Raw genomic sequence first — 22362 nt, 5'->3', positions numbered from 1 at the left:
ATCAAGGGCCAGGGCATCTACGCCTATGTCACCCTGATGGCCGGCGAGGAGCCGTCGGAGGAGCTGCGCAAGGAGCTCGTCGCCTGGGTGCGCAAGGAGATCGGCCCCATCGCATCGCCGGACCTGATTCAGTTCGCCCCCGGCCTGCCGAAGACCCGCTCGGGCAAGATCATGCGGCGCATCCTGCGCAAGATCGCCGAGGACGAGTTCGGCTCGCTCGGCGACACCTCGACCCTCGCCGACCCGGCGGTGGTCGACGACCTGATCACCAACCGCCAGAACCGAGCTCACTGATATCTCAATGGGAGGCCCGATCCATGGCCGCACAGGATTACAACCAACTCCTTCGGAGCCCGCAATTCCAGGAACTCGTCCGCCAGCGGACGAGGTTCGCCTGGACCCTGTCGATCGTAATGCTCGTCATCTACTTCGGCTTCATCCTTCTCGTGGCCTTCGCCAAGCCACTTCTTGCCACCAAGATCGGCGGCGGCGTCACCTCGTTGGGGATCATCCTCGGACTGGGCGTCATCGTCTCTGCGTTCGTCCTGACCGGCATCTACGTCCAGCGTGCGAACAGCCGCTTCGACGAACTGACCCGACACCTCACGAGGGAGATCCTGTGATGCCCCGGTTGCTCATCCTTGCGATCGCGACCCTTGTCGCACTCGATGCCAGTTCCTCCAACGTGTTGGCGGCGGGACCGGATCTCGGCGCCGTGCAGAAACAGCCCCTGAACTGGACCGCCATCATCATGTTCCTGGTCTTCGTGCTCGGCACGCTCGGGATCACCTATCGCGCCGCGGCCCAGACCAAGTCGGCCGCCGACTTCTATGCCGCAGGCGGCGGCATCACCGGCTTCCAGAACGGCCTGGCCATCGCTGGCGACTACATGTCGGCAGCGTCATTCCTCGGCATCTCCGGCCTCGTCTTCGCCAGCGGCTTCGATGGCCTGATCTATTCCATCGGGTTCCTGGTCGGCTGGCCGATCGTTCTGTTCCTGATCGCGGAGCGGCTGCGGAACCTCGGAAAGTTCACGTTCTCGGACGTGGCGTCTTTCCGGCTCGACCAGACCCAGATCCGCATTCTCTCCGCGGTCGGGACGCTCGTGGTCGTCGCCTTCTATCTCATTGCGCAGATGGTCGGTGCCGGCAAGCTCATCGAGCTGCTCTTCGGCCTCGACTATCTCTACGCGGTCATCATCGTCGGCGTGCTGATGATCGTCTACGTGGCGTTCGGCGGCATGAAGGCCACGACCTGGGTGCAGATCATCAAGGCGTGCCTCCTGCTGGCCGGCGCCACCCTGATGTCCCTGATCGTCCTGTGGCGGTTCGGCTTCAGCCCCGAGGCCATGTTCGCCGAGGCGGTAAAAGTCCACCCAAAGGGTGACGCCATCATGGCGCCCGGCGCTCTCGTGGCCGATCCGGTCTCGGCCATCTCGCTCGGCCTTGCGCTGATGTTCGGAACCGCCGGGCTGCCCCACATCCTGATGCGGTTCTTCACGGTGTCGGATGCCCAGGCGGCGCGAAAGTCTGTCTTCTACGCCACCGGCTTCATCGCCTACTTCTACATCCTGACGTTCATCATCGGGTTCGGCGCGATCACGTTCCTGATGAACGACCCGAGCTTCTTCAAGCTCGGCGCGGGCGGAGCCTACGACAAGGTCAAGGATATCCTCGGTGGCACGAACATGGCGGCGATCCATCTCGCCAGTGCAACCGGCGGGTCGCTCTTCCTCGGCTTCATCTCGGCCGTGGCGTTTGCGACGATCCTGGCCGTGGTCGCCGGCCTCACCCTGTCGGGGGCGTCGGCGGTGAGCCACGACCTCTATGCGGAGGTCATCGCCCGCGGACGGGCATCGGAGCAGAAGGAGGTCAACATCTCGAAGATCTCTGCCATCGTCATCGGCATCGTGGCGATCTTCCTCGGCTACATCTTCGAGAACCAGAACGTGGCCTTCATGGTCGGCCTGGCCTTTGCGGTCGCGGCGAGCTGCAACTTCCCGGTTCTCCTGATGTCGGTCCTCTGGAAGGGAACGACGACCCGCGGGGCCCTGATCGGCGGACTGCTCGGCTTGGTCAGCGCGGTCGTCATGGTGGTGTTGAGCAAGGCGGTCTGGGTGCAGACCTTCGGCTTCGCGCGGGAACTCTTCCCCTATGACAACCCGGCCATCTTCTCGATGCCGATCGCCTTCCTCGGGATCTGGGCTTTCTCGAAAATGGATGCGAGCAACCGCGCCAAGATCGAGGTCGCGGCATTCGACGCCCAGTACATCCGATCGGAGACCGGTATCGGGGCGGCGGCGGCTCACGTCCATTGATCAGTATGGTAACCGCTGCCTCCCGCTACAGCGGGAGGCAGCAACCCGTCACCGAGGCGGAACAGTCCCATGCAGGGCTTCGACATCGCCAATCCGCCGTTCGATCGCCTGACGCATCAGGAGAGCGAGGAGCTCAGGGCGGGACTCGACGTCGGGTACTTCGCGCCCGGCGAGGTGATCATCCCCCGAGGGCGTTCATCGGACTGGCTGCATGTGGTGATCAAGGGATCCGTGAAGGTTCGGGACGACAGCACGGTTCCGACCGTGCTCGGGCCGAATGACAGCTTCGACTCCCGAGCCCTCGTGCATGGGGCCGCGGGCGAGGATTTCGTGGCGGTCGAGGAGACGCTCTGCCATCTCATTCCGCGCCGCATCGTTGTCGACCTGATCCGCCGCAACGCCGCCTTTGCGGCGTTCTTCTACGCCGACGTCTCGCGCAAGCTCGATGCCTTCGCAGGGCAACGGAAGGCGGAGGGCATGGACAGTGTCCTCCGAACGCGTGTGCGCGACGTACGCTATCGTCCTGCCGTATACGTCGACGGCGGGATCAGCATCGAGCAGGCAGGCCGCTGCATGCGGGACAACGACGTCAACGCCCTCTTCGTGCGGGATGGTGGGCGCATCGGCGTCGTGACCGGCATGAACCTGTCGAAGGCAGCCGTCCTGCTCCGGCGACCACTCGAGGCCCCGGTGCGGGACGCCTGCCACTTCGATGTCGTCTCGGTCGGTCTCGACGACTTCGTGTTCGAGGCGCTGCTGATGATGACGAAGCACGACAAGCGGCGCCTCGCGATCCGCTCGAACGGCGACTACGTCGGGTTCCTGGAGGACATCGATATCCTCGGCCTGTTCGCAGGCAATTCCCAACTGATCCCGGGACGGATCGAACGCGCCCGCAGCATCGACGATCTCGCCGGGGCCGCCCAGGCCATTGGGGCGCAGGTCGAGCGCCTTCATCGGCAGGGAGTGAAGGTCGACGTGATCGCCGAGATGACGTCCGACCTGAACCGGCGGCTGTTCAGGCGTGTATTCGAGATGTCAGCGCCCACGACGGTCCGTGAGGCCGGCTGCCTGCTGCTGATGGGATCGGAAGGCCGCGGCGAGCAGACCGTCCGAACCGACCAGGACAATGCCATCCTGCTGGACAGGGATGTCCCGGTATCCGATCTCGGCCGTTTCCGGGATGCTTTCTCAAGCGCGCTGGACGGGTTCGGATTTCCGCCGTGCCCCGGCAATGTCATGGTGCGCAATCCGGTCTGGTCCCAGTCCCTGGACGGCTTCATCCGCCAGCTCAAGGCCTGGGTTCTCCGCGGGGATCCCGAGGCCATGATGAACATCGCCATCTTCGTCGATGCGGTGGCCGTGACAGGCTCGGCGGACGTCCTCATAAGGGCGAAGGCGGCCCTGTTCGAGCTCATGCGCGGCGAGACCGCTCTCCTGGCGCGGTTCGCATCCCTGATCGGGACCTTTGAAACACCCAACCTGGGCGTTCTCAGCACCATCATGGCATCCGTCGGCGCCGGCCCCGACGGAATCGATCTCAAGAAAGCTGGAACGTTCCCGATCGTGCATGGCGTGCGCACATTGGCGATCGACAGGGGCATCCTCGAGACGCCGACGGCCGCCCGGATCGAGGCGCTTGTTAGGGCAGGCACCCTGGAGCCTGCGTTCGGACGGGAGCTGACCGGTGCCCTGCACGTCTTCATGGAGTTCCGGCTACGGTCCCAGCTCCTTGCGCTGCACACGGAGGAGCTTGGGTCGGAGGCCGTGCTGCGCCTGGACGGGATCACCACCGTGGAGCGGGATATCCTGCGCGATGCCCTGCGGGTGGTTCGCCAGTTCCGTGAGTTGATCGGCAGCCGCTACAAGCTCGGGGCGTTCTGAATGCGGCGCTGGCTGCGCAACCTGTTCTATCGCGCGACGCTGGCGGACCATGCCTACCGATTCCTGTTCGAACCGGGACCGCCGGACGAGGTCGTGGTCCTGGATTGCGAGACGACCGGGCTCAACCCGCGGTTCGACGAGGTTATTGCCGTCGCGGCGATCGTGATCCGCGGCAACCGAATCATGACGAGCGAGGCCTACAGGGCCCTTATCAGGACCGACAGGGTTCTGCCCCCCGAATCCATCAAAGTCCACCGGCTTCGGGCGCGTGACGTGGCCGAGGGGCGCCCCATGCATCAGGTGTTGCCGGAGCTGCTCCGGTTCATCGGCGGGCGCCCCATCGTCGGCTACTACGTGGATTTCGATGTCCGCATGCTCGACAGGTATGTCCTCCGCTACATCGAGGCGAAGCTGCCCAACCGCCGCATCGAGGTCTCGGAGATCTACTACGCCCTCAAGTACGGCGGTGCCCCACCGGGGACCGTGCTCGATCTCCGGTTCCGGTCGATCCTGGCGGACCTGGGCATTCCCAGCCTCGCGCTACACGATCCCTTCAACGATGCCCTGATGACGGCCATGATGTACGTGCAGCTCAGGGAGATGCGCGAGCGCGGCGCCCGCATCGGGCGCGAGCGTGCCGTCCAGCAGGAGGCTCCGATCGGCGCCTGAATTCAGCGGGGGAGCACTTTGCCGTTCCTCCGTAAAAATACGGAGTTTCTCTTTGCTCCACAGCAACGATACTGGCCCGAGACAGCGTAAGGTTCTTGGATCAACGTAACTCCAGACAATGACGAACAATCATGGAGGGAAACATGTCCAATCACGCCAGCCAGCAGTACCGGATGTACTCGCCCAGCCTTGACCTGATGATGAAGGAGGTCGCGCGGACGCTGGGCCACATCGATCTCGAGCACCAGGTCGAGTTGGAGAAGGTCGAGAAAAGCGCCAGCGCCAAGGAACTCAAGCAGTACATCAGGGAAAAACTCAGGATCGCCCACTGCGAGAGGCGTCAGCCCTATGTCGACCTGTTGAACCAGCTCTGGATGCAGCAACGCGGTCAGTCCTTCGCGGCCTAACCGCGCCGGGGCGCAGGCTGGCCCGGTGCCGCGAGGCCCTATGCCCGCCACGCTACGACGGCCCGCCCCGATCCCGCAACGCATGAGGAGGAACGCACAATGGCCCGCAATCTGATGACTCCCTACCGCCCCGGCGGCGGAATGTTTCCAGGTGATCCCTTCCTGTCGCTGCACCGCGAGATGAACCGACTCTTCGACGATGTTTTCCGCGGCGCCAACCTACCCGCTGCATCAGGCAGCCAGGGCCAGGGCGACGTCGGAACCTATGTCAATGCCAGCATGAACGTGTCGGAGACGGACAGGGAGATCCGCATCACGGCCGAGCTGCCCGGCGTCAGCGAGCAGGATATCCATGTGAGCCTCGATGACGACGTGCTGACCATCCGCGGCGAGAAGAGGTTCGAGCGCAAGGATGAGAAGGAGAATTTCCACTTCGTGGAGCGTTCCTACGGCACCTTCCAGCGTTCGCTGCGGCTGCCCTACGCGGTGGAGTCCGAGCTGGTCCGGGCCAGCTTCGAGAACGGCGTCCTGACCGTGACGGTGCCGAAGACCGAACGGCAGGAGCGCTCGCGACGGATCCAGGTCCAGGGACGGGGTGCCGCAGGCGAAAGGGGAGGCCAGCAGGCAACCGACACCTCGGTCCGATCTGACGACACGAAATCTGGCTGAAGGTCGGCTGACGTGAAGCTTTCGCTCGCCTCTTGCGCATGAGGTGCAGGAAACATCCAGCCAGGACGTCGCCCTGGGAGGAGCAACCCTCGTCTCAGGCGACGTGGAACCCGGGGTGAAACGCGACTTCGCCCTTCGGCACGATGTCTGTGAAGCACAATCGCTGAAAGTGCTCGGGCGGCACATCCCCGTAGCGGAGTTCGGGGTCGCTCACGAACCCGAAGCGGCTGTAGTAGCTTGGAGAGCCGAGAACAACACACCCTTCGGCATTCAGATCCATAAGGCGACTGAGTCCCTCCCGGATCAATGCGTGTCCGATGCCTTTCCATTGCTCGACAGGCCAGATCGACACCGGGCCAAGGCCATACCAGCCGTTCTCCTCGCCATTGATCGTAACAGGTGAGAAAGCAACATGGCCGACGATCGCTCCATCCTTGGTGGCGACGAGGGAAACCGTCAAGGCGTCCGCCCTCCTCAAAGCGTCGACGATGGCGGCCTCGGTTTGGCTGCTGTAGGGCATATGCTTGAAGGCAGCCGTGGTCAGGTTGTGGATCGTATCAACATCCTCAGGGCGCTCCGGCCGAATTCGGACGGTGAGCCTCCTCCAGCAGATAAGCTCGCCATCCTCAGGATCCATCCGCTCCCCTATCCGCAGGAAGCCGTTGCGTTCCAGGACGCGCTGCGAGGGATGGTTGTGGACCGACGTTTCCGCCGTGACGGCTGTCACGCGGGGATCGGAGCAGGCCCATTCCACGATATGTGCGATCGCACCGCTTGCATGGCCGCGGCCTTGACGGGACGGCGCGATCCCATACCCAATATCGATGGCATCAGCGATGGGCAGGCGTGTCAGCGAGCACAGGCCGACGAGTTCGCCGCTCTCGACGATCCACCAGGCGGCTGGCGCGAATTGCGGACGGATGCGAGCAGCAAGCTCACGCAGCATCCGGAGAGCCGCCCGGGGCGCTATTTCGCTGTCGGGGAGCTGGAGACCGCGCGGGGCCTTGCCATCGAGCAGAGTGGCAAAATCGGTGTCCTCGGCGCCAATCAGCATGCTTCCTCCGTGGGACTGGAAGAGGATTCCCTTACTGAGCGAACCTCCTGTCCGACGGTCCGTCGCCCGCTGCGCCCCTTTGCGGCATAGGGCAGCGTGAACATGTATAGGCCGGAGAACAGGAGCAGGAAGAGCGGGATCAGAGGCGAATAGACCACAAGGGCGGGAGGCTCCCCAAATGCCATGGCGACAAAGTTGGCAATGACGGTCCCCGTAAAGGCGATCGACAGCCAGCGGTGACCCTGCCGAACCCATTTGTTCCAGTGCATTGTGACTTCCTTTTGAAAATGAGCCGTAGCGGATCGGGCGATCCGCTACGCGGCATTCAATCGATGCGTGCCAAGACCTGCTCCAGGTTCGCAAGGAACCCCTGCCACCCGGCCTTGGCGCCCCCGTAGGCCTGCTTCTGATCGGGCCGGAAGCCTACCTGCTCCATGCGCAGGAGAGTGCCCGTGCCCGTTGGGAACAGGGTGAAGGTCACCACACTCTTCAAATCGAGGGCTGCATCCTCGTGCGTAAAATTCCATGTGTAGGACAGCGTGTGGTTCGGCTCGATGGCGAGAACTTCGCAATCCAACACGCCGCCCCAATCGCCGCGAAGATTGAAACGGTGGCCCACGACAGGCATGAAGTCGTTCTTCATCAACCACTCCGCAATCAGGTGGGGTTGCGTGAGCGCGCGCCAGATCCTTTCCGGCGGATGAGGGATTTCTCGTTCGACAACGACGGAGCGTGTCTCGGTCACCATTTCGTTCATTGGTCCATCCTTTTCAGCAGGACTTCCAGATCGTCGAACCGGCTTTGCCAGAAGCCGGCCATTTGGCTTGTCCAGTCGATCAGCGGAGCCAGCGCTTTGGGCTGTGCGCTGTAGTGCGTCTGGCGCCCTGCGTGGCGGTCGCGCACCAGCCCGGCCTGCTTCAGCACGCCGAGATGCTTTGAGACAGCCGGTTGTGAGACCCCCGCGCGCGCCGTCAGGGCTGCCACCGTCTGGTCTCCGTCACGGCACAGCCGCTCGAAAATGGCTCGCCGCGTCGGATCGGCGAGCGCTCTGAAGAGGACATCCTGGGTCTGTGGCATCGCGATCCATAACTCGATGGTTATTGATTAGACTAATAACCAACGAGTTATGGATGAGTCAAGCGAGGTCTGTGGGACAGCCACGATAACCCTCGGCACCGGAGCCTGCGGCCTCGAGCGGGACACAAGTGATAGGAAAGGACCGCCTCAAACGGTGAGGCGGGGTTTTTCGCTCGATCAGGCTGCGATAGCCTGCTGGCGCAAGACATCGTCCAGAGTGACCTCGCCCCGGAACCCACCACCGCTGAGGGCGGGTTCGCCGCGCTCGATCGCGTGCGCGAACCGGACCGCCGGATCCGCCTCCAGCCTCTCGAACAGGCGCTGCAAGCCGGGATAGTCGCGGCGGTCGACGACGTCGTGATACTTGGTCCATCGCGCGATGCCGGCGAAGTAGGCGTCTGCCAACGTGCGCCGGTCGCACAACAGCCAGTCCTTGTCGCCGAGCATCCCTTCCAGGTCGGCATGGGCCTTGGCCACCTTCGCCGCACCGTAGGCCCTGAGGGCGTCCTTGTCGGATCCCTCAATCCCATGCTCGAAGACGTACCAGAGCGGGCCGAAGGCGGTGAAGAAGCTCGTGTTCAGGAATGCCAGAATCCGGTTGAGCCGGTCGAAATCGGGCGTGCCCTGCGCGAAGGACAGTCCCTTGTTGATCCCCCGTGTGCCGAGATGATGGAGGATCGCCATGCTCTCGCTGATCCGCTCGCCCGTTCCGGTCATCAGTGTCGGCGTCTCGCCGACCGGGTTGATCCGGCGGTAGGCTTCGCTTTGTACCACCGTCGGCATCTCGATGCGGCAGAGCCGATACGGCTCCCCAAGCCATTCCAGGGCAACGATCGAGCCGAGCGAGCATCCCGACGGGATGCCGTACATGAGGGTTTGAACCATGTGTGTCTCCTTGTGCTTCTGACGACCTCAACATGGCATCATGGACTTTGAGGCTATAGTCGTTACTTTGGAGACCTTAAGTCCACATTTGTGTACGATGGCGCATGAGATTCAACTTCAACGATCTGCATATCTTCGTCCAGGCGGTGGACAACAGAGGCTTTGCCGCCGCCGCGCGACACCTGGGGGTTCCCAAGTCGACAGTCAGCAAGCGGGTCGCCGAACTGGAGGCGGATCTCGGCACCCGCCTGATCCATCGCACCTCGCGCAGCTTCGTGCTGACCGATGTCGGGAAGGATTTTTATGATCATGCCCGTGCGGCCGTGATTGAGGCCGAGGCCGCCGAGAGCGTGGTGCAGCGGCGGCAGGCCGAGCCGCAGGGCACGGTCAGGATCACGGCCTCCGTGCCGGTGGCGCAGTTCCATCTGGCCGATCGCCTGCCGGTTCTCGCGCGCGCCTATCCCAAGTTGGACGTGCAACTCCACGTCACCGACCGCTTCGTCGACCTGGTCAGGGAAGGCTTCGACATCGCGATCCGGAGCCACTTCGCGCCGCTGTCCGATTCCGATCTCATGCAGCGCCGGATGACCGTCGAGCGGATCATGCTGGTCGCCTCGCCGGACTATCTGGCACGACAGGGCGTTCCCGGGCGCCCTGAGGAACTCGTCGGACATGACGGGCTCCTGACGGCTCCTGCCTCCAGGACATGGCGCTTGAAGAACAACGACGGCCGGGAGGTTCAGGTCGCTCCGGCGGCGCGTCTGGTAGCCGATGAATCCTCGGTGCTGCTGCGGGCGGCCGCTGCGGGACTTGGCATCGGTTGCCTTCCGGAGACGATGACAGCGGCATTGGTCGGAAGCGGGGAGTTGGCATCGGTGCTCCCGGACTGGACTGCCGGAATCGTGACCTCCACGATCCTGACGCCTCATCGGCGCAGCCAGCTCCCGGCCGTCAGGGCCGTCATCGATTTCCTGGCAGGTGCCTGACGATCTGCGGTTAATGGTTCCGGCGAGGACCGCTGCGGTGGGTGCCGGGTGCGCGCGCCGGTCATGACATGGAGAGCGCCGTCCCGAGTATCCTTGAGGACATCAGATGGGTTCGGTCAGAATTGGTGGTCTTTGCTACCGAATGCCGGGTCTTTCAACAGAGGGACTCTCTACACCGTCTAACCTGTCACCTCGCTGACAGCCTTCCACAGCCGGCTGACAGCAGGTGTACGCCATTCTCCCGACATTCCAGGCGCCTCCATCGGCGTCTGGGTGCAACAGGAGAGACCCATGCGCATGACCGCCATTAACCTTGCAACTGCTGCCGTCATTGCCGGCGCCTTCTCAGCCCAGGCGAGCAGCCTCGGACGTCCCTGCACCACGGCACCGCAGAGCCAGTGGCTCTCGGTCGAGTCCCTCAAGGCAAAGGCCGAAGCCCAGGGCTACAAGGTCCGGAAGGCCAAGATCGCCAAGGCCTGCGGCGAGATCTACGCCCTCGACCCAAACAACGCCCGCACCGAGCTGTTCGTCGACCCCACCTCGGGCGAGATCGTCGCCAAGGAGTGACGCCATGACCGCGAGCAAATCCGCGGTCGAAGCCGTCGGCGCGACGCCGGCGGCGGCCGCCTCCTCACCCCAAGCCAGGACCGTACGCGTATGGGATACGTTCGTCCGGATCTTCCATTGGAGCCTCGTGGGTCTGTTCACCGTCGCTTTCGCGACCGGGGACGAGATCGAGTGGCTGCACATCCGCGTGGGCTATGCGATTGCCGCTCTCGTCGCGTTGCGGATCGTCTGGGGCTTCGTCGGCTCACGGCATGCCCGGTTCAGCGACTTCGTCCGCTCGCCAAGTGAGATCGCGACCTACTCGGGTCAGGCGCTTCGGTTCAGGGCGCCGCGCTATCTCGGCCACAATCCGGCAGGCGGCGCCATGGTCGTGGCCCTGCTCGTCATGATCGGCGGCATCGCGGCCACCGGGTTCGCCATGACCACCGACGCGTTCTGGGGCTCGCAGTGGGTCGAGGACCTCCACGAGGGGCTCGTCTACGCAACCATCGGACTCATCGTCCTGCACGTGGCAGGCATCAGCTTCTCCAGCCTGGAGCATGGCGAAAACCTGGTGAAGGCGATGATCACGGGCCGCAAGCGGGCTCCGTGAGCCGGCGCTCCTCAGGCCTCGCTCGGCAGCCGGACCTCTGCGAGAAGGCCGCCGAGCGCCGAGCGCCGCAGGGACAGCGAGCCGCCGTAGGCCTCGACCAGATCCCCCACGATGGCGAGGCCCAGCCCGGTTCCAGGGCGGGTCTCGTCCAGCCGCCCACCGCGGGCGAGCACGGCATCGATCCGGTCGTCCGGCACGCCCGGTCCATCGTCCTCGACCCGGAGGATCGCCGTTTCGCCTTCGCGCTGGCCCACGATCCGCACGGTACCGGCGGCCCAGGTGGCCGCGTTCTCGGCCAGATTGCCGAGGATTTCAGCAAGATCGTGGGCATCCATCCGGACCCCGAGACCGTCGGTGGCATCGATCTCCCACGTCAGCTTCTGCCCCTGCGGGGTTCGCCGGAGCACGCCGACCACCTGCTCGACCACGGGACGGGCCGGATGTATCGGCCCGCTCCGCGCCCGAAGGGCAATCCGCGCCCGCACCAGTTCGCGCTCGACATGACGGCGCATCCCGGCGGTGATGGTTTCGATCTCGTCGGCAAGGCGGGTGTCGCCGCGGGCCCGCAGTTCCTCCGCATCGGCGCCCAGGACCGTGAGCGGCGTCTTCAGGCCATGAGCGAGATCGGCCGCCCGGGCCCTTGCCCGGGCGATGGTTTTTTCCTGCGCGTCGAGCAGATGGTCAACCTCGGCGGCAAGCGGGCGGACCTCGTCGGGAAAGTCCGCTCCCAGACGGTCCGCCGCGCCGGAGCGGACCTGGGCCAGACGGCCGCGCACGACATCGAGCGGGCGCAGGCCGACACCGACCTGGACCCAGGCGGCAGCGATCAGGACCGCGGCCAGGAGTGCCAGGGACGGAGCGAGATCGGAGGCGAAGGCCAAGCCTGCGGCATGGACCTCCGCGCGGTCGAGGGCCACTACGGCGCGGATCGTTCCCCCGCCCAGGCGTGCGGGGAGGATGATCCGCCGCTCGACCGCCAACAGCGCCGCGCCGCCCGGACCAGGGATGGTGTGCTGGTGAACCTCCCCGGCAGCCGGCACGTCGGACGGCATGATCAGGGTGGCATCCCAGAGCGAGCGCGACCGCAGCACGGCGTTGATCCCTTCCTCGGCGATCTGCCAGTAGAGTCCGCTCAGGGGCTGGAGGAAGCGCGGCTCGGCCGGAGGGATGCCGACCGCGAGCGTGCCGCCTTCCGCCCGGGCGAGGCCGCTCACGAGCTGGTTGAGGTGCGAGCCGAGCTCGGCCGCCATGCGCCGCTCCACATGCCGCTCGAACAGCAGCAGGAGGCCAAAGCCGGCAATCGCGAGGGCGAGGATGATGGACACCGCGCCGACGGCGAGCAGCCGCAGCCTGAGCGAACCCTGCCTCATGTCGGGGCACGCTCCGGCACGAGGTAGCCGAAGCCGCGGCGGGTCTCGATCAGGTCGACGCCGAGCTTCCGGCGCAGGCGACCGACGAGCACCTCCAGAGCGTTCGGATCCCGGTCGTGGTCATGCGCGTAGAGGTGCTCCATCAGCTCGGTCGGCGGGATCACCCGCCCGGCATGGTGCATCAGGTAGCTCAGGCAGCGGTATTCGAGCGGCGACAGGCTGAGCGGCACGTCGTCGACCGTGACCCGCATCCTGCGGGTGTCGAGCGTGACGGGCCCCGACACGAAGACCGGCGCGGCCCGCCCGGCGGCCCGGCGCAGGAGCGCCCGCACGCGGGCCAGCAGCTCCTCCATCGCGAACGGCTTGGCGAGGTAGTCGTCGGCACCGGCATCGATGCCCTCGACCCGCTCCGCCCAGGCCCCGCGTGCGGTCAGGATCAGCACCGGCAGGTCGCGCCCGGCCGCGCGCCATTTCTTGAGCACGGCGAGACCGTCCATCTTCGGCAGCCCGAGGTCGAGGACGGCGAGATCGTAGTCCTCCGTGTCGCCGCGGAACCAGGCGTCCTCGCCGTCCATGACGTGATCGACGGCGTAGCCCGCTCCCACCAACACGGCCTCAACCTTGCGGGCGACGCGGGGGTCGTCCTCGACGAGCAGAATGCGCATCAGTGGCCCTCCCGCTTGAGGATCGCGGCCGTGGCGGCGTCGACATAGACCTCCCACAGCTGTCCGGCCGGATCGATCACCTTGAACTCGTAGATCCAGCGGTCGCGCTTGCGCTCGAACGACATGCCGACCACCTCGCCGCCGAGGTCGGACCGCACCCGGTCCAGGATGTCGGAAAGAGCAAGTGCCTCGCCCCGTTCGACGGCGCGGCGGGCCTGGTCAGAGTCACGCTCACGATCCGCCAGGGCGCCCGACGGCAGCAGGGCTGCGGCGAGGCCGAGAACGATCATGTCGCGGCGCGTCTTGCTCATGGAGGGAGGATGCGCCCGCGCACCTGACAATTCGCTGACATGGATCAACAGCAGGCCGAAAGCGGCAGGTCATTAATGTCGTTCTCATCGATCCGGACATGCCGTTCGGATCAGGACCACAGGAGACCGACATGCGCACGATCATCATGGCATCCGCCCTTCTCGCGACAGGCCTCGCAGTTCCGGCCATGGCCGACGACCGGGAAAGCCGCTGCGCTCCCGGCATCGATGGCCGGATCGTCGCCGCAAGCGAGGTCAATAAAGGGCTTGAAGGCCTCGGGTACCGGGTCGACCGGATCAAGGCCGAGCACGGCTGCTACGAGGTGCGGGCGGTGAACGACAGCGGCGTCCCGATCAAGGCTGTCTATGCCCGAGCCACGGGCGAACTCGTCCAGGCACGTCTTCGCTGAACGGGAACACAAAGCACGCATGAGAACGATGAAACAGGAGATTTGGTCATGTTCACGAACAAGTGCCTTGCTGCCTTCGTCGCACTCGGCCTGACGGTCGGGCTTTCCGCATCCGTTTCAGCGGCTACTCCGCACGGGTCCGACGGGCACGCCATGGAGTTGAGGCTCGACAACGGCCAGAAGTGGCAGACGGACGAAGCCCTGCGGACCAGGATGGGCCGGATCCGCGATGACATCGACACGGCCCTGCCGCTGGTCCATGCGGGCCGGTACGGCGCGGCCGATTTCTCCGCGCTCGCCGACAGGGTCCAGGAGCAGGTCGACTACGTGGTGGCGAACTGCAAGCTCCCCGAGGAGGCCGACATCCAGCTCCATCTGGCGCTGGCGCAGGTCATGGACGGGATCAACGTCATGAAGGGGGAGGGCGGCCAGGAGCAAGGTGTCGCCGCCATCGTGCAGGCCCTGAACGCCTATGGCGGCCACTTCGATCATCCGGAATGGAAGCCGCTGGGCGATCGATGATGGGTTTCCCATCCGACGGTCACCGTCATGGCCGCATGAACAAGGGGAGCGCCGTACGCGCTCCCCTTCACGATCGGCGAAGCCGCGGAGCTCCGCCAGGACGGGGCTCCGCCTCAGCGGTCGTCCCGGCCATCGTCATCATCGCCGTCGGCATCGTCGCGCATCATGGCTCCGCCGGGACCCATCATGCCAAGTCCGGTCATTCCGCCTGGCCCCATGATGCCGCGGGGTCCCATGGGGGCGAGAACCTCCAAGCGGCGCTTCTGCGCCTCATCGAGGGTGGCGTAGAGCGGAGCTGCCGCATCGGCGAGCTTGCGCAGGGCGTCCGCTCCCTGGCTCATGCGATCCGCCATGCCGCGGATCAAGGCGACACGATCCCCAGCCAGTGCGTCCTGGTTCTGGCGCATGGCCTGCATATGGCTGAGATGAAGCACAGCGAGGCCGCGGACCGCGGTTTCGATCGGAGGCCACAGCTTCTCCTGCTCGGCCGACAGCTTCAGCCCGGCATGGACCGCGGCGATCTGGGCGTCGGCAAACGCGCTCATATCCTCGGGCGAGAACCGGCCCATCATGCCCCGACCCGACCTCCCCATCATTCCTCGACCCATCATGCCGCCTGGCGTGCCCTGGCCTTGCATCATGCCTCGGCCCATCGGCATTTGCGCCCCTGATTGAGCAGGCGCCGTCTGAGGCTGCGCGGGGGCCGTGGACTGGACCTGCGCTGCGGTCGCACCACCTGGATGGTGCTGAACGTGGTCGGCGGGCGCCTGGGCCAGCGTCGGCCCGGCGAGGGCGGTCAGAACGGCGACGAGAATGGGCGTCTTCATGGAGGCTCTCCTTCTTGAGCCCGGCTTGCGGGATTGGGAAATGAATGGTTCCGCCTTCCGCTTCGGATGCGATGGAACCCATCATATCACGTCCTTCAGGCGGGGCATGAGACCGACAGCCCGGATACCGGGGGCTGCGAGAGCCGACCGCGACCTTGCGGCAGATCAAGGCGGCGTACCTCGATCATGCGGTAGTCTTCCAGGGTTTTCATTCGGGACAGAGAAACGAGAGGGACGACATGATTGGGAACATCAAGAGCGTGCTGATCGGCCTGACAAAGGAGTTTGGCCCCGACGAGACCTCGTCCGCCTTGGCTTACGGCCTCTCGTTGGCGCAGCAGGCGGACGCCCATGCCACCGTCCAGGCCGCTTCCGTCAAGGTGGACCTGTCGAGCGCCGGGATCAGCAAGGTCGTGGCCGGGCTTGTCCAAGAGGAGAACCAGCGCCTTCACGCCCTCGCCGAGGCGGCGGCCCTAAGCGCGCAGGGCGATGCCAGCGCGGCAGGAATTGCGTGGTCCACCGCCGCCCCGCATCTCAGCTATCCGGCACTGCTCGCCGTCTTCAAGGCGCAGGCCCGTCTGCATGACCTCACCGTCGTCGACGCCGAGCCGGAAGCCCTCGCCCTCGACCGGGGCCTGATCGATGCCCTGCTGATGGACAGCGGCCGTCCGCTGCTCGTCGTCCCGCCGGGGCAGGGCGTGTTCCGCGCCCGGCGCATCATCCTCGCCTGGGACGGCAGCGGCCGCGCAGCCCGCGCGGCGGCCGACGCCCTGCCGCTCTTGCGGGCGGCGGAAACCGTGGAGGTGGTCGCCGTGATGGGCGAGAAGGAGTTGCCCACGACCGTGACCGGCGCCGACATCGCGCCACACCTGACCCGCCACGGCGTCAACGTGACTGTCCAGACCCTGCCGGCCCTGGAGGGCGACGTCGCCGAGACACTGCGCAACCACGCCACCCTGACCCATGCCGACATGATCGTCATGGGCGGCTACGTGCACTCGCGCCTGCGCGAGATGGTCTTCGGCGGCGTGACCTCGTCCCTGCTGAAGCAATGTCCCGTGCCGCTGTTCATCTCGTACTGAGGAATCCCGCAGGCAGGAGGAAGTCGCCATGCCCAGGATGCAAGCCGCCATCTTCGTCGAACCCAGACGCATCGTTTTGGATGAGAAGCCGATCCCGGAAATCGGTCCGCTCGACGCGCTCATCCGGATCACCACCACCACGATCTGCGGCACCGACATCCACATCCTCAAAGGCGAGTACCCGGTCGCCCGTGGGCTCACCATCGGGCACGAGCCGGTCGGCTTGATCGAGAAGCTCGGCTCGGCGGAGGAGGGCCAGAGGGTCATCGCCGGCGCAATCACGCCGAGCGGACACAGCGAGGCCTGCCTGTGCGGCTGCCATTCCCAGGACGGGGCCGGCACGCGGCATGGTTGGAAAGCCATGGGGGGCTGGAAATTCGGCAACACCATCGACGGCTGCCAGGCCGAATACGTGCGGGTTCCCGATGCCATGGCCAACCTGGCCCCGGTGCCGGACGGACTGACCGACGAACAGGTGCTGATGTGTCCGGACATCATGTCCACCGGCTTCTCGGGGGCGGAGAGCGGGCGCATCCGCATCGGTGACACGGTGGCGGTGTTCGCGCAGGGGCCGATCGGACTGTGCGTCACCGCCGGCGCCCGGCTGATGGGCGCGACCACCATCATCGCCGTCGACAGCGTGCCGGAGCGCATGGCGATGGCGCGCCGGATGGGCGCGGATCATGTGGTCGACTTCACGCAGACCGACCCGGTCGAGGAGATCAGGCGTCTCACCGACGGGCGCGGCGTCGACGTTTCCATCGAGGCGCTCGGAAGGCAGGAGACCTTCGAGGCGTCGCTGCGCGTCCTGCGTCCCGGCGGCACGCTGTCGTCGCTTGGCGTCTATTCGGGCGATCTCAGGATTCCGCTCGACGGCTTCCTGGCGGGCTTGGGCGATCACACCATCCGGACCACGCTCTGCCCCGGCGGCAAGGAGCGCATGCGCCGCCTGATGGAGGTGATCGCGTCCGGCCGGGTCGATACGCGTCCCTTGGTGACCCATCGCTTCAAGCTCGACCGGATTGAGGAGGCGTACGACCTGTTCGGTCATCAGCGCGACGGGGTCCTGAAGGTGGCGATCACGCCATAGCGGATGGCCGGATCGATGCCGCCAGCGGTTTGCTCTGGATCAAGGCGGCAAGCCCGAACTCGGGCGCATGATGATCGATGACGGCTCCGGCACGCGACCGTGTCCGGGCACACAGAGGGAGAGGGCGATGATCAAGGACATCATGGTGCATCTCGATGGAAGTCCCGAGGACGAGATCCGGCTGGAGCATGGGCAGTCCCTCGCATCGGCAAATCGAGCCCAACTGATCGGACTCTTCACCAACCAGCTTCCCGATCTCACAGTCGCCATGCCGATGGATGGCGGCGCGGCCACGATCCAGATCCTGACCGAGCTCCAGGACCAGGCCATGAGGGACGGTGATGCCAGGGCCAAGTGGCTGAAGCAGCGATGGGCCGGCCTTCAGGTGCCGAACGAGTTGCGCCGGCTCGACGAGTCGTTCGGCGTATTAGCCGGAAAGGCAGTCAAACAGGCCCGCTGCGCCGATCTCTTCATCGCCACACGGCCCTACGGCGAGGCCAAGGCAGCAGTCTGGCCGGACCTGGTGGAGGCGGTGCTCTTCGGCAGCGGGCGCGCAATGCTGCTCGTGCCGCCCGGCCAGCATCGGCAGGGACCGTTCGAGACCGTGCTGGTTGCCTGGAACGGCAGCCGCGAGTCGGCCCGCGCCCTGCGCGAAGGGCTGGAGTTCATCGAGCAGGCCTCACGCATGGTTGTCCTGGTCGTCGATCCTCCGACGGATGGGATGTCCTGTGCCGATCTGAAGGCCCATCTCGCTCACCACAATGTTGTTGCGGAGGTCGTCACCGCCGAGAGCGAGGGACGTCCCGTCGCCGAGATCATCCTCGAGGAGGCGCGCCGCATTTCCGCGGACCTCGTCATCATGGGAGCCTATGGCCACACCCGTCTGAGCGAGCAGGTATTCGGCGGCGCGACGCGGGACATGCTCGCCACTTCGGAAAGCCCAATCCTGGTTGCCCATTGAGGTCGCGCGATGACGGCCGACCCGAGGCGGCTCCAACGTGTGGGCACCAGGCGAAGGACACCGGAGAATGGCATGACGCGCATCGCCATCATCCAGGGCCATCCCACGTCCGGCGGGCATTTCTGCCACGCAATCGCAGAGGCCTATGCAAAAGGCGCCTTCGTGGGCGGCCATCAGGTCCGTCTCATTACCGTGGCCGACCGCGACGTCCCGCTGTTGCGCTCGAAGGCCGATTGGGACGGTGCCCCGCCGCCAGCCGTCATCACCGAGGCCCAGCGGACGCTGGCCTGGTCAGAGCACCTGGTCATCATTTTTCCCCTGTGGCTGGGAGGGATGCCCGCGCTCCTCAAGGGCTTCCTGGAGCAGGCCCTGCGGCCCGCCTTCATGTCGGGCGGCACCGGGGCAGGCGGCAGTTGGAAGAGTGCGCTCAAGGGACGCTCGTCGCGCATCGTCATCACCATGGGCATGCCCGCCTTCGTCTACCGATGGTACTTCGGGGCCCACAGCCTCAAGAGCCTCAAGCGCAGCATCCTGTCCCTGGTCGGCATCGGCCCGAACCGCCACACCCTCATCGGCAGGATCGAGGGCATGAGCGATGCCAGGCGCAAGGCATGGCTCGGTGCCATGCGCAATCTCGGGGCGAGAGCCCGGTAGGATGAGAGATGTCGGGAATCCGGAAGGCCACGCCTGAAATTTCCTCCATGCTGCACCCGCCTGCGATGCCGAGCGCACAGGGTCTGCGCAATCTGCACCGCTTCGTCCGTCCCATTCTCGTGGTCGTGCCCCTGCTCGGGCTGATCCTGGGATGGTGGGCGTACCTTGCCGGGGCCGGACAGTGGTCCGGATCGATCTGGGCCGCCGCCACGATCCCCGTCTTGGGTGCGCTGCTCGTCGAGATCGCTGCAAGCCTGCGCCGCGGGGATGTCGGCCTCGACATCGTGGCGGCCCTGTCCATGACCGGAGCGCTCCTGTTCGGGGAGCACCTCGCCGCCGTCGTGGTGGCACTGATGTATGCGGGCGGGCAGTATCTCGAGAGCTTCGCCGAGCGCCGCGCCGCACGCGAGATGACGGCGCTTCTCGGGCGCGTTCCGCGCACGGCCGTCCGCTATCGGGATGGACGGCTCGAGGAAGTCGACCTCGGAACGATCGCACCCGACGACCGCCTGCTTATTCGCCAGGGCGATGTGGTGCCGGTGGACGGCGTCGTGGCGCGGGGAACGGCCGTTCTCGACCAGGCGGCTCTCACGGGAGAGGCGCTGCCCGTGCGCAAGGACTTGGGTGAGCCGGTGCTGAGCGGCGTGACCAATGCCGGCGACGCCTTCGACCTGACCGCTACCCATCGCGCCGCCGAAAGTACCTATGCCGGCATCATTCGCCTGATCGAGGCGGCCCAGGCATCGAAGGCACCGATGGCGCGCCTTGCGGATCGGTTCGCCATCGCCTTCCTGGCCCTCACCGTTGCGCTGGCCGGCGGGGCATGGCTCTGGAGCGGAGACCCGATCCGGGCGCTGGCCGTCCTGGTCGTGGCCACCCCGTGCCCGCTGATCCTGGCCGTCCCCGTCGCCATCGTCTCCGGTGTGTCGCGGGCCGCCAAGGCCGGCGTGCTCGTGAAGGGAGGCAAGGCGCTGGAGGCGCTGGCGCGGGTGCGGGTGTTGGTGATCGACAAGACGGGCACGCTGACCCACGGCGAAGCCCGATTGACGACGATCCAGCCGATGCCCGGGTTCGCGAGCGAAAGACTGCTCCAGCTCGCGGCGTCGCTCGATCAGGCCTCGAAGCACGTGATCGCCCGGGCGCTTGTCCGTGAGGCGCAGTCAAGGGACCTGCCGTTGCCGCTACCCGCCAACGTCGTCGAGGTTCCTGGCGAAGGATTGGAGGGTAGCGTCGATGGTCTCGATCTCGTCGTCGGTGGGGTTCGGTATGTCTCGCGACAGGCACCCGGTACCGTGGAAACCCTGGCCGGGAGCCAGTACCCTGTCGGATCGGTCGTGGTAGCGGTGGCGGTCGACGGCCGCCTCGCCGGACTCCTGGTTCTGGCGGACCACCTGCGCACGGAAGCGGCCCAGGTCATCGAACGGCTTCGTCGATTGGGAATGAACCGGATTGTCCTGGCCTCCGGAGACCGCAGCGACGTCGCAGAAGCCGTCACGGTCGGACTGCATCTCGATGGCGTTCATGCCGATCTAACGCCAGACCGGAAGATCGCCATCGTACAGGATGAGAAGCGGCACGGACCCGTCATGATGATCGGCGACGGCGTCAACGACGCTCCGGCCTTGGCGGCGGCCGACTTGGGCGTTGCCATGGGCGCCAAGGGTGCCGCAGCCAGCGCCGAGGCCGCAGACGTCGTCCTCCTCGTCGACCGTCTGGACAAGATCCCGGCGGCGATCAACGCGGCGCGCCGGTCGCGCAGCATCGCGCTCCAGAGCGTCTATGCCGGGATCGGCCTGTCCGTCGTCGGAATGATTGTTGCCGCCTTCGGCTATCTGACGCCCGTGCAAGGGGCGCTCATCCAGGAGGCCATCGATGTCGCCGTGATCCTCAACGCCCTGCGGGCCCTGTGGGGACCGGAGCCATCCTGATCGCGAGCCGTGACGCTCTTCCGGCTCGACGGGGGTGTACCAAGGTGCGATCCTCACCGCCCGACGCTTCCTCGTAACCCAGGAGGTTTCCTTGTCGCTTCGCCTTCACTTCCACGGCGCCGCCCGAACCGTGACTGGCTCCTGCTACCTGCTCGAGACCGAGTCCGCCCGCGTCCTGGTCGATTGCGGCATGTTCCAGGGATCGAAGGAGGAGAGGGAGCTCAACTACGAGCACTTCCCGTTCCGCGCCGCAGGGATCGATGCTCTCTGCCTCACCCATGCCCACATCGACCACTCTGGGCTCGTGCCGAAGCTGGTGAAGGCCGGCTTCGATGGACCGATCTATGCGACGGCCGGAACGATCGACCTGGCGTCCATCATGCTGCCGGACTCCGGCTACATCCAGGAAATGGAGGTCGATCAGCTCAACCGCCGCAACAGTCGACGCGGGCGGGAGACGGTCTCTCCCATCTACACGGAAGAGGACGCCATCGCATCCCTGACGCAGTTCCGGCGCGTGACTTACGGCCAATGGGGTACTGTCAAGTTGGCGTAGGTCGGTTCCTATGGCACGGTCTTGGGCATGAGCACGACGTCTAATCCGTACCGCGGCTACCGTTTCCCGCCTGAGATCATCAATCAGGCCGTCTGGTTGTATCACTGCTTTAGCCTGAGCCTACGAGAGGTCGAACTGATCTTGGCTGCGCGGGGCATCGTGGTCAGCTATGAGGCCATCCGCGAGTGGAGCCTGCGCTTCGGTCGGACCTACGCCAAGACCCTCAAGCGGCGCCGGCCGAACCCCGGTGAGAAATGGTTTCTAGATGAGGTGTTCGTCCGGATCCGCGGCAAACTGCATTATCTCTGGCGAGCCGTTGATCAGCATGGGAACGTGCTCGACGTCTTGGTCCAGAGTCGCCGTAGCAAGAACGCCGCCAAGCGCTTCTTCCGCAAGCTGCTGAAGGGCCTGTGCTACGTGCCAAGGGTGATCGTGACCGATAAACTCGGCTCCTATGGCGCGGCCAAACGCGAGATCCTGCCGAGCGTCGAACATCGGCAGAGCCGATACCTGAACAACCGATGTGAGGTGTCGCACCAACCCACCCGACGGCGCGAACGCCACATGAGGCGGTTCAAGTCAGTCCGGCACGCCCAGCAATTCCTCGCCACCCACGCTCAGATCTACAACCATTTCCAACTCCGTCGCCATCGCCTCTCAGCCAGTGAGTACAGGGCTGCCCGCGATCGCGCCTTCCTCACCTGGCGCGATGCGACCGGTGTTGCCCTCGCGGGCTGATGTGGACTGACCTGACGGCTGCGCCCGCGGCAGCTTTGCCGCTTCGGCGCCAAGTTGACAGTACCCACCGGAAGCTCCTCGGGTTTGGCCCCCTTGAAGATCTTATCGATGAAGGTTGCTAAGCGGAAATAAAGGTCAGGA

The 22362-nt window shown here is 65.6% G+C and carries 27 protein-coding genes and 1 pseudogene; 19 read left to right on the top strand and 9 right to left on the bottom strand.

Annotated elements, in window-relative coordinates:
- The 7 genes from ILT44_RS27170 to ILT44_RS27140 all read left to right on the top strand — a co-directional run.
- On the top strand, window positions 1-294 hold a 294-nt coding region (locus ILT44_RS27170), incomplete at its 5' end, for an AMP-binding enzyme (protein WP_443673965.1).
- Between the two features lie 23 nt (window positions 295-317).
- Complete coding sequence (locus ILT44_RS27165; protein WP_204242735.1) at window positions 318-623, top strand: DUF485 domain-containing protein; 306 nt, start codon at window positions 318-320, stop codon at window positions 621-623.
- The gene (locus ILT44_RS27160; protein ID WP_204242734.1) at window positions 623-2317 is read left to right on the top strand and encodes a cation acetate symporter; all 1695 of its coding nucleotides are present in this window, start codon (window positions 623-625) and stop codon (window positions 2315-2317) included. The genes ILT44_RS27165 and ILT44_RS27160 overlap by 1 nt, the downstream gene beginning before the upstream one ends.
- Window positions 2318-2386: 69 nt before the next feature.
- A complete protein-coding gene (locus ILT44_RS27155; protein ID WP_204242733.1) occupies window positions 2387-4201 on the top strand; it encodes a DUF294 nucleotidyltransferase-like domain-containing protein in 1815 nt (604 codons plus the stop codon).
- On the top strand, window positions 4202-4870 hold the full coding sequence (locus ILT44_RS27150; RefSeq protein WP_204242732.1) for a 3'-5' exonuclease: 669 nt from the start codon (window positions 4202-4204) through the stop codon (window positions 4868-4870). It abuts the gene before it with no gap.
- Between the two features lie 143 nt (window positions 4871-5013).
- Window positions 5014-5277, top strand: coding sequence for a hypothetical protein (locus ILT44_RS27145; protein ID WP_204242731.1), 264 nt, complete (start codon window positions 5014-5016; stop codon window positions 5275-5277).
- Between the two features lie 99 nt (window positions 5278-5376).
- Window positions 5377-5946, top strand: coding sequence for an Hsp20/alpha crystallin family protein (locus ILT44_RS27140; RefSeq protein WP_204242730.1), 570 nt, complete (start codon window positions 5377-5379; stop codon window positions 5944-5946).
- A gap of 94 nt (window positions 5947-6040) precedes the next feature.
- Here ILT44_RS27140 and ILT44_RS31805 read toward each other — a convergent pair whose 3' ends face one another.
- The 5 genes from ILT44_RS31805 to ILT44_RS27115 form a co-directional block, all read right to left on the bottom strand.
- A complete protein-coding gene (locus ILT44_RS31805; RefSeq protein ID WP_204242729.1) occupies window positions 6041-7000 on the bottom strand; it encodes a GNAT family N-acetyltransferase in 960 nt (319 codons plus the stop codon).
- Window positions 6994-7269, bottom strand: a complete 276-nt coding sequence (locus ILT44_RS27130) for a hypothetical protein (RefSeq protein ID WP_204242728.1) — start codon at window positions 7267-7269, stop codon at window positions 6994-6996. The genes ILT44_RS31805 and ILT44_RS27130 overlap by 7 nt, the downstream gene beginning before the upstream one ends.
- Before the next feature lie 56 nt (window positions 7270-7325).
- Entirely contained in the window at window positions 7326-7757 is a 432-nt protein-coding gene (locus tag ILT44_RS27125) for an SRPBCC family protein (RefSeq protein WP_204242727.1), read from the bottom strand.
- Window positions 7754-8077 carry an ArsR/SmtB family transcription factor gene (locus ILT44_RS27120; RefSeq protein WP_204242726.1) on the bottom strand — a complete coding sequence of 108 codons (324 nt, stop codon included), beginning with the start codon at window positions 8075-8077 and terminating at the stop codon, window positions 7754-7756. The genes ILT44_RS27125 and ILT44_RS27120 overlap by 4 nt, the downstream gene beginning before the upstream one ends.
- 177 nt (window positions 8078-8254) lie before the next feature.
- Window positions 8255-8962: a glutathione S-transferase family protein gene (locus tag ILT44_RS27115; RefSeq protein WP_204242725.1), complete on the bottom strand. Its 708-nt coding sequence runs from the start codon at window positions 8960-8962 to the stop codon at window positions 8255-8257.
- Window positions 8963-9066: 104 nt separating this feature from the next.
- Between ILT44_RS27115 and ILT44_RS27110 the strand changes: the two genes are divergently transcribed.
- The 3 genes from ILT44_RS27110 (at window position 9067) to ILT44_RS27100 (ending at window position 11107) form a co-directional block, all read left to right on the top strand.
- Window positions 9067-9948, top strand: coding sequence for a LysR family transcriptional regulator (locus ILT44_RS27110; protein WP_204242724.1), 882 nt, complete (start codon window positions 9067-9069; stop codon window positions 9946-9948).
- 291 nt (window positions 9949-10239) lie between these two features.
- Complete coding sequence (locus ILT44_RS27105) at window positions 10240-10515, top strand: PepSY domain-containing protein (RefSeq protein WP_204242723.1); 276 nt, start codon at window positions 10240-10242, stop codon at window positions 10513-10515.
- Between the two features lie 4 nt (window positions 10516-10519).
- The gene (locus ILT44_RS27100; protein ID WP_204242722.1) at window positions 10520-11107 is read left to right on the top strand and encodes a cytochrome b/b6 domain-containing protein; all 588 of its coding nucleotides are present in this window, start codon (window positions 10520-10522) and stop codon (window positions 11105-11107) included.
- 11 nt (window positions 11108-11118) lie between these two features.
- Here ILT44_RS27100 and ILT44_RS27095 read toward each other — a convergent pair whose 3' ends face one another.
- Genes ILT44_RS27095 through ILT44_RS27085 form a run of 3 tightly spaced genes read right to left on the bottom strand, consistent with a single transcriptional unit; the run spans window position 11119 to window position 13453 of the window.
- The gene (locus tag ILT44_RS27095) at window positions 11119-12477 is read right to left on the bottom strand and encodes a sensor histidine kinase (protein WP_204242721.1); all 1359 of its coding nucleotides are present in this window, start codon (window positions 12475-12477) and stop codon (window positions 11119-11121) included.
- The gene (locus ILT44_RS27090; protein ID WP_204242736.1) at window positions 12474-13142 is read right to left on the bottom strand and encodes a response regulator transcription factor; all 669 of its coding nucleotides are present in this window, start codon (window positions 13140-13142) and stop codon (window positions 12474-12476) included. The genes ILT44_RS27095 and ILT44_RS27090 overlap by 4 nt, the downstream gene beginning before the upstream one ends.
- On the bottom strand, window positions 13142-13453 hold the full coding sequence (locus ILT44_RS27085; protein WP_204242720.1) for a PepSY domain-containing protein: 312 nt from the start codon (window positions 13451-13453) through the stop codon (window positions 13142-13144). Before ILT44_RS27085 ends, ILT44_RS27090 begins: the two co-directional genes overlap by 1 nt.
- A gap of 131 nt (window positions 13454-13584) precedes the next feature.
- Between ILT44_RS27085 and ILT44_RS27080 the strand changes: the two genes are divergently transcribed.
- The gene (locus ILT44_RS27080) at window positions 13585-13863 is read left to right on the top strand and encodes a PepSY domain-containing protein (RefSeq protein ID WP_204242719.1); all 279 of its coding nucleotides are present in this window, start codon (window positions 13585-13587) and stop codon (window positions 13861-13863) included.
- A 48-nt stretch (window positions 13864-13911) separates the two neighbouring features.
- Entirely contained in the window at window positions 13912-14385 is a 474-nt protein-coding gene (locus ILT44_RS27075; RefSeq protein WP_204242718.1) for a hypothetical protein, read from the top strand.
- Between the two features lie 113 nt (window positions 14386-14498).
- On the opposite strand, the gene ILT44_RS27070 is transcribed toward ILT44_RS27075, so the two are convergent.
- Window positions 14499-14996, bottom strand: coding sequence for a Spy/CpxP family protein refolding chaperone (locus ILT44_RS27070; protein ID WP_372441263.1), 498 nt, complete (start codon window positions 14994-14996; stop codon window positions 14499-14501).
- Between the two features lie 455 nt (window positions 14997-15451).
- Between ILT44_RS27070 and ILT44_RS27065 the strand changes: the two genes are divergently transcribed.
- From ILT44_RS27065 to ILT44_RS27035, 7 genes and pseudogenes are all read left to right on the top strand, one after another.
- Entirely contained in the window at window positions 15452-16294 is an 843-nt protein-coding gene (locus ILT44_RS27065; protein ID WP_204242716.1) for a universal stress protein, read from the top strand.
- 28 nt (window positions 16295-16322) lie between these two features.
- Window positions 16323-17384, top strand: coding sequence for an NAD(P)-dependent alcohol dehydrogenase (locus tag ILT44_RS27060; protein ID WP_204242715.1), 1062 nt, complete (start codon window positions 16323-16325; stop codon window positions 17382-17384).
- A gap of 127 nt (window positions 17385-17511) precedes the next feature.
- The gene (locus ILT44_RS27055; protein ID WP_204242714.1) at window positions 17512-18345 is read left to right on the top strand and encodes a universal stress protein; all 834 of its coding nucleotides are present in this window, start codon (window positions 17512-17514) and stop codon (window positions 18343-18345) included.
- Window positions 18346-18417: 72 nt separating this feature from the next.
- Window positions 18418-18999 carry an NAD(P)H-dependent oxidoreductase gene (locus ILT44_RS27050; protein WP_204242713.1) on the top strand — a complete coding sequence of 194 codons (582 nt, stop codon included), beginning with the start codon at window positions 18418-18420 and terminating at the stop codon, window positions 18997-18999.
- A 65-nt stretch (window positions 19000-19064) separates the two neighbouring features.
- A complete protein-coding gene (locus ILT44_RS27045) occupies window positions 19065-20927 on the top strand; it encodes a heavy metal translocating P-type ATPase (protein WP_239468576.1) in 1863 nt (620 codons plus the stop codon).
- A gap of 91 nt (window positions 20928-21018) precedes the next feature.
- Window positions 21019-21462 (top strand): annotated as a pseudogene (locus ILT44_RS27040) (MBL fold metallo-hydrolase); the annotation flags it as partial.
- A 48-nt stretch (window positions 21463-21510) separates the two neighbouring features.
- Window positions 21511-22221, top strand: coding sequence for an IS6 family transposase (locus ILT44_RS27035; protein WP_204242710.1), 711 nt, complete (start codon window positions 21511-21513; stop codon window positions 22219-22221).
- Window positions 22222-22362: the final 141 nt, after the last annotated feature.

It is taken from the genome of Microvirga arvi (assembly GCF_016892765.1).
GTDB classification, from domain to species: domain Bacteria; phylum Pseudomonadota; class Alphaproteobacteria; order Rhizobiales; family Beijerinckiaceae; genus Microvirga; species Microvirga arvi.
Note: the sequence above shows the minus strand (reverse complement) of the source record. Positions and strands in the feature narration are given on the sequence as shown.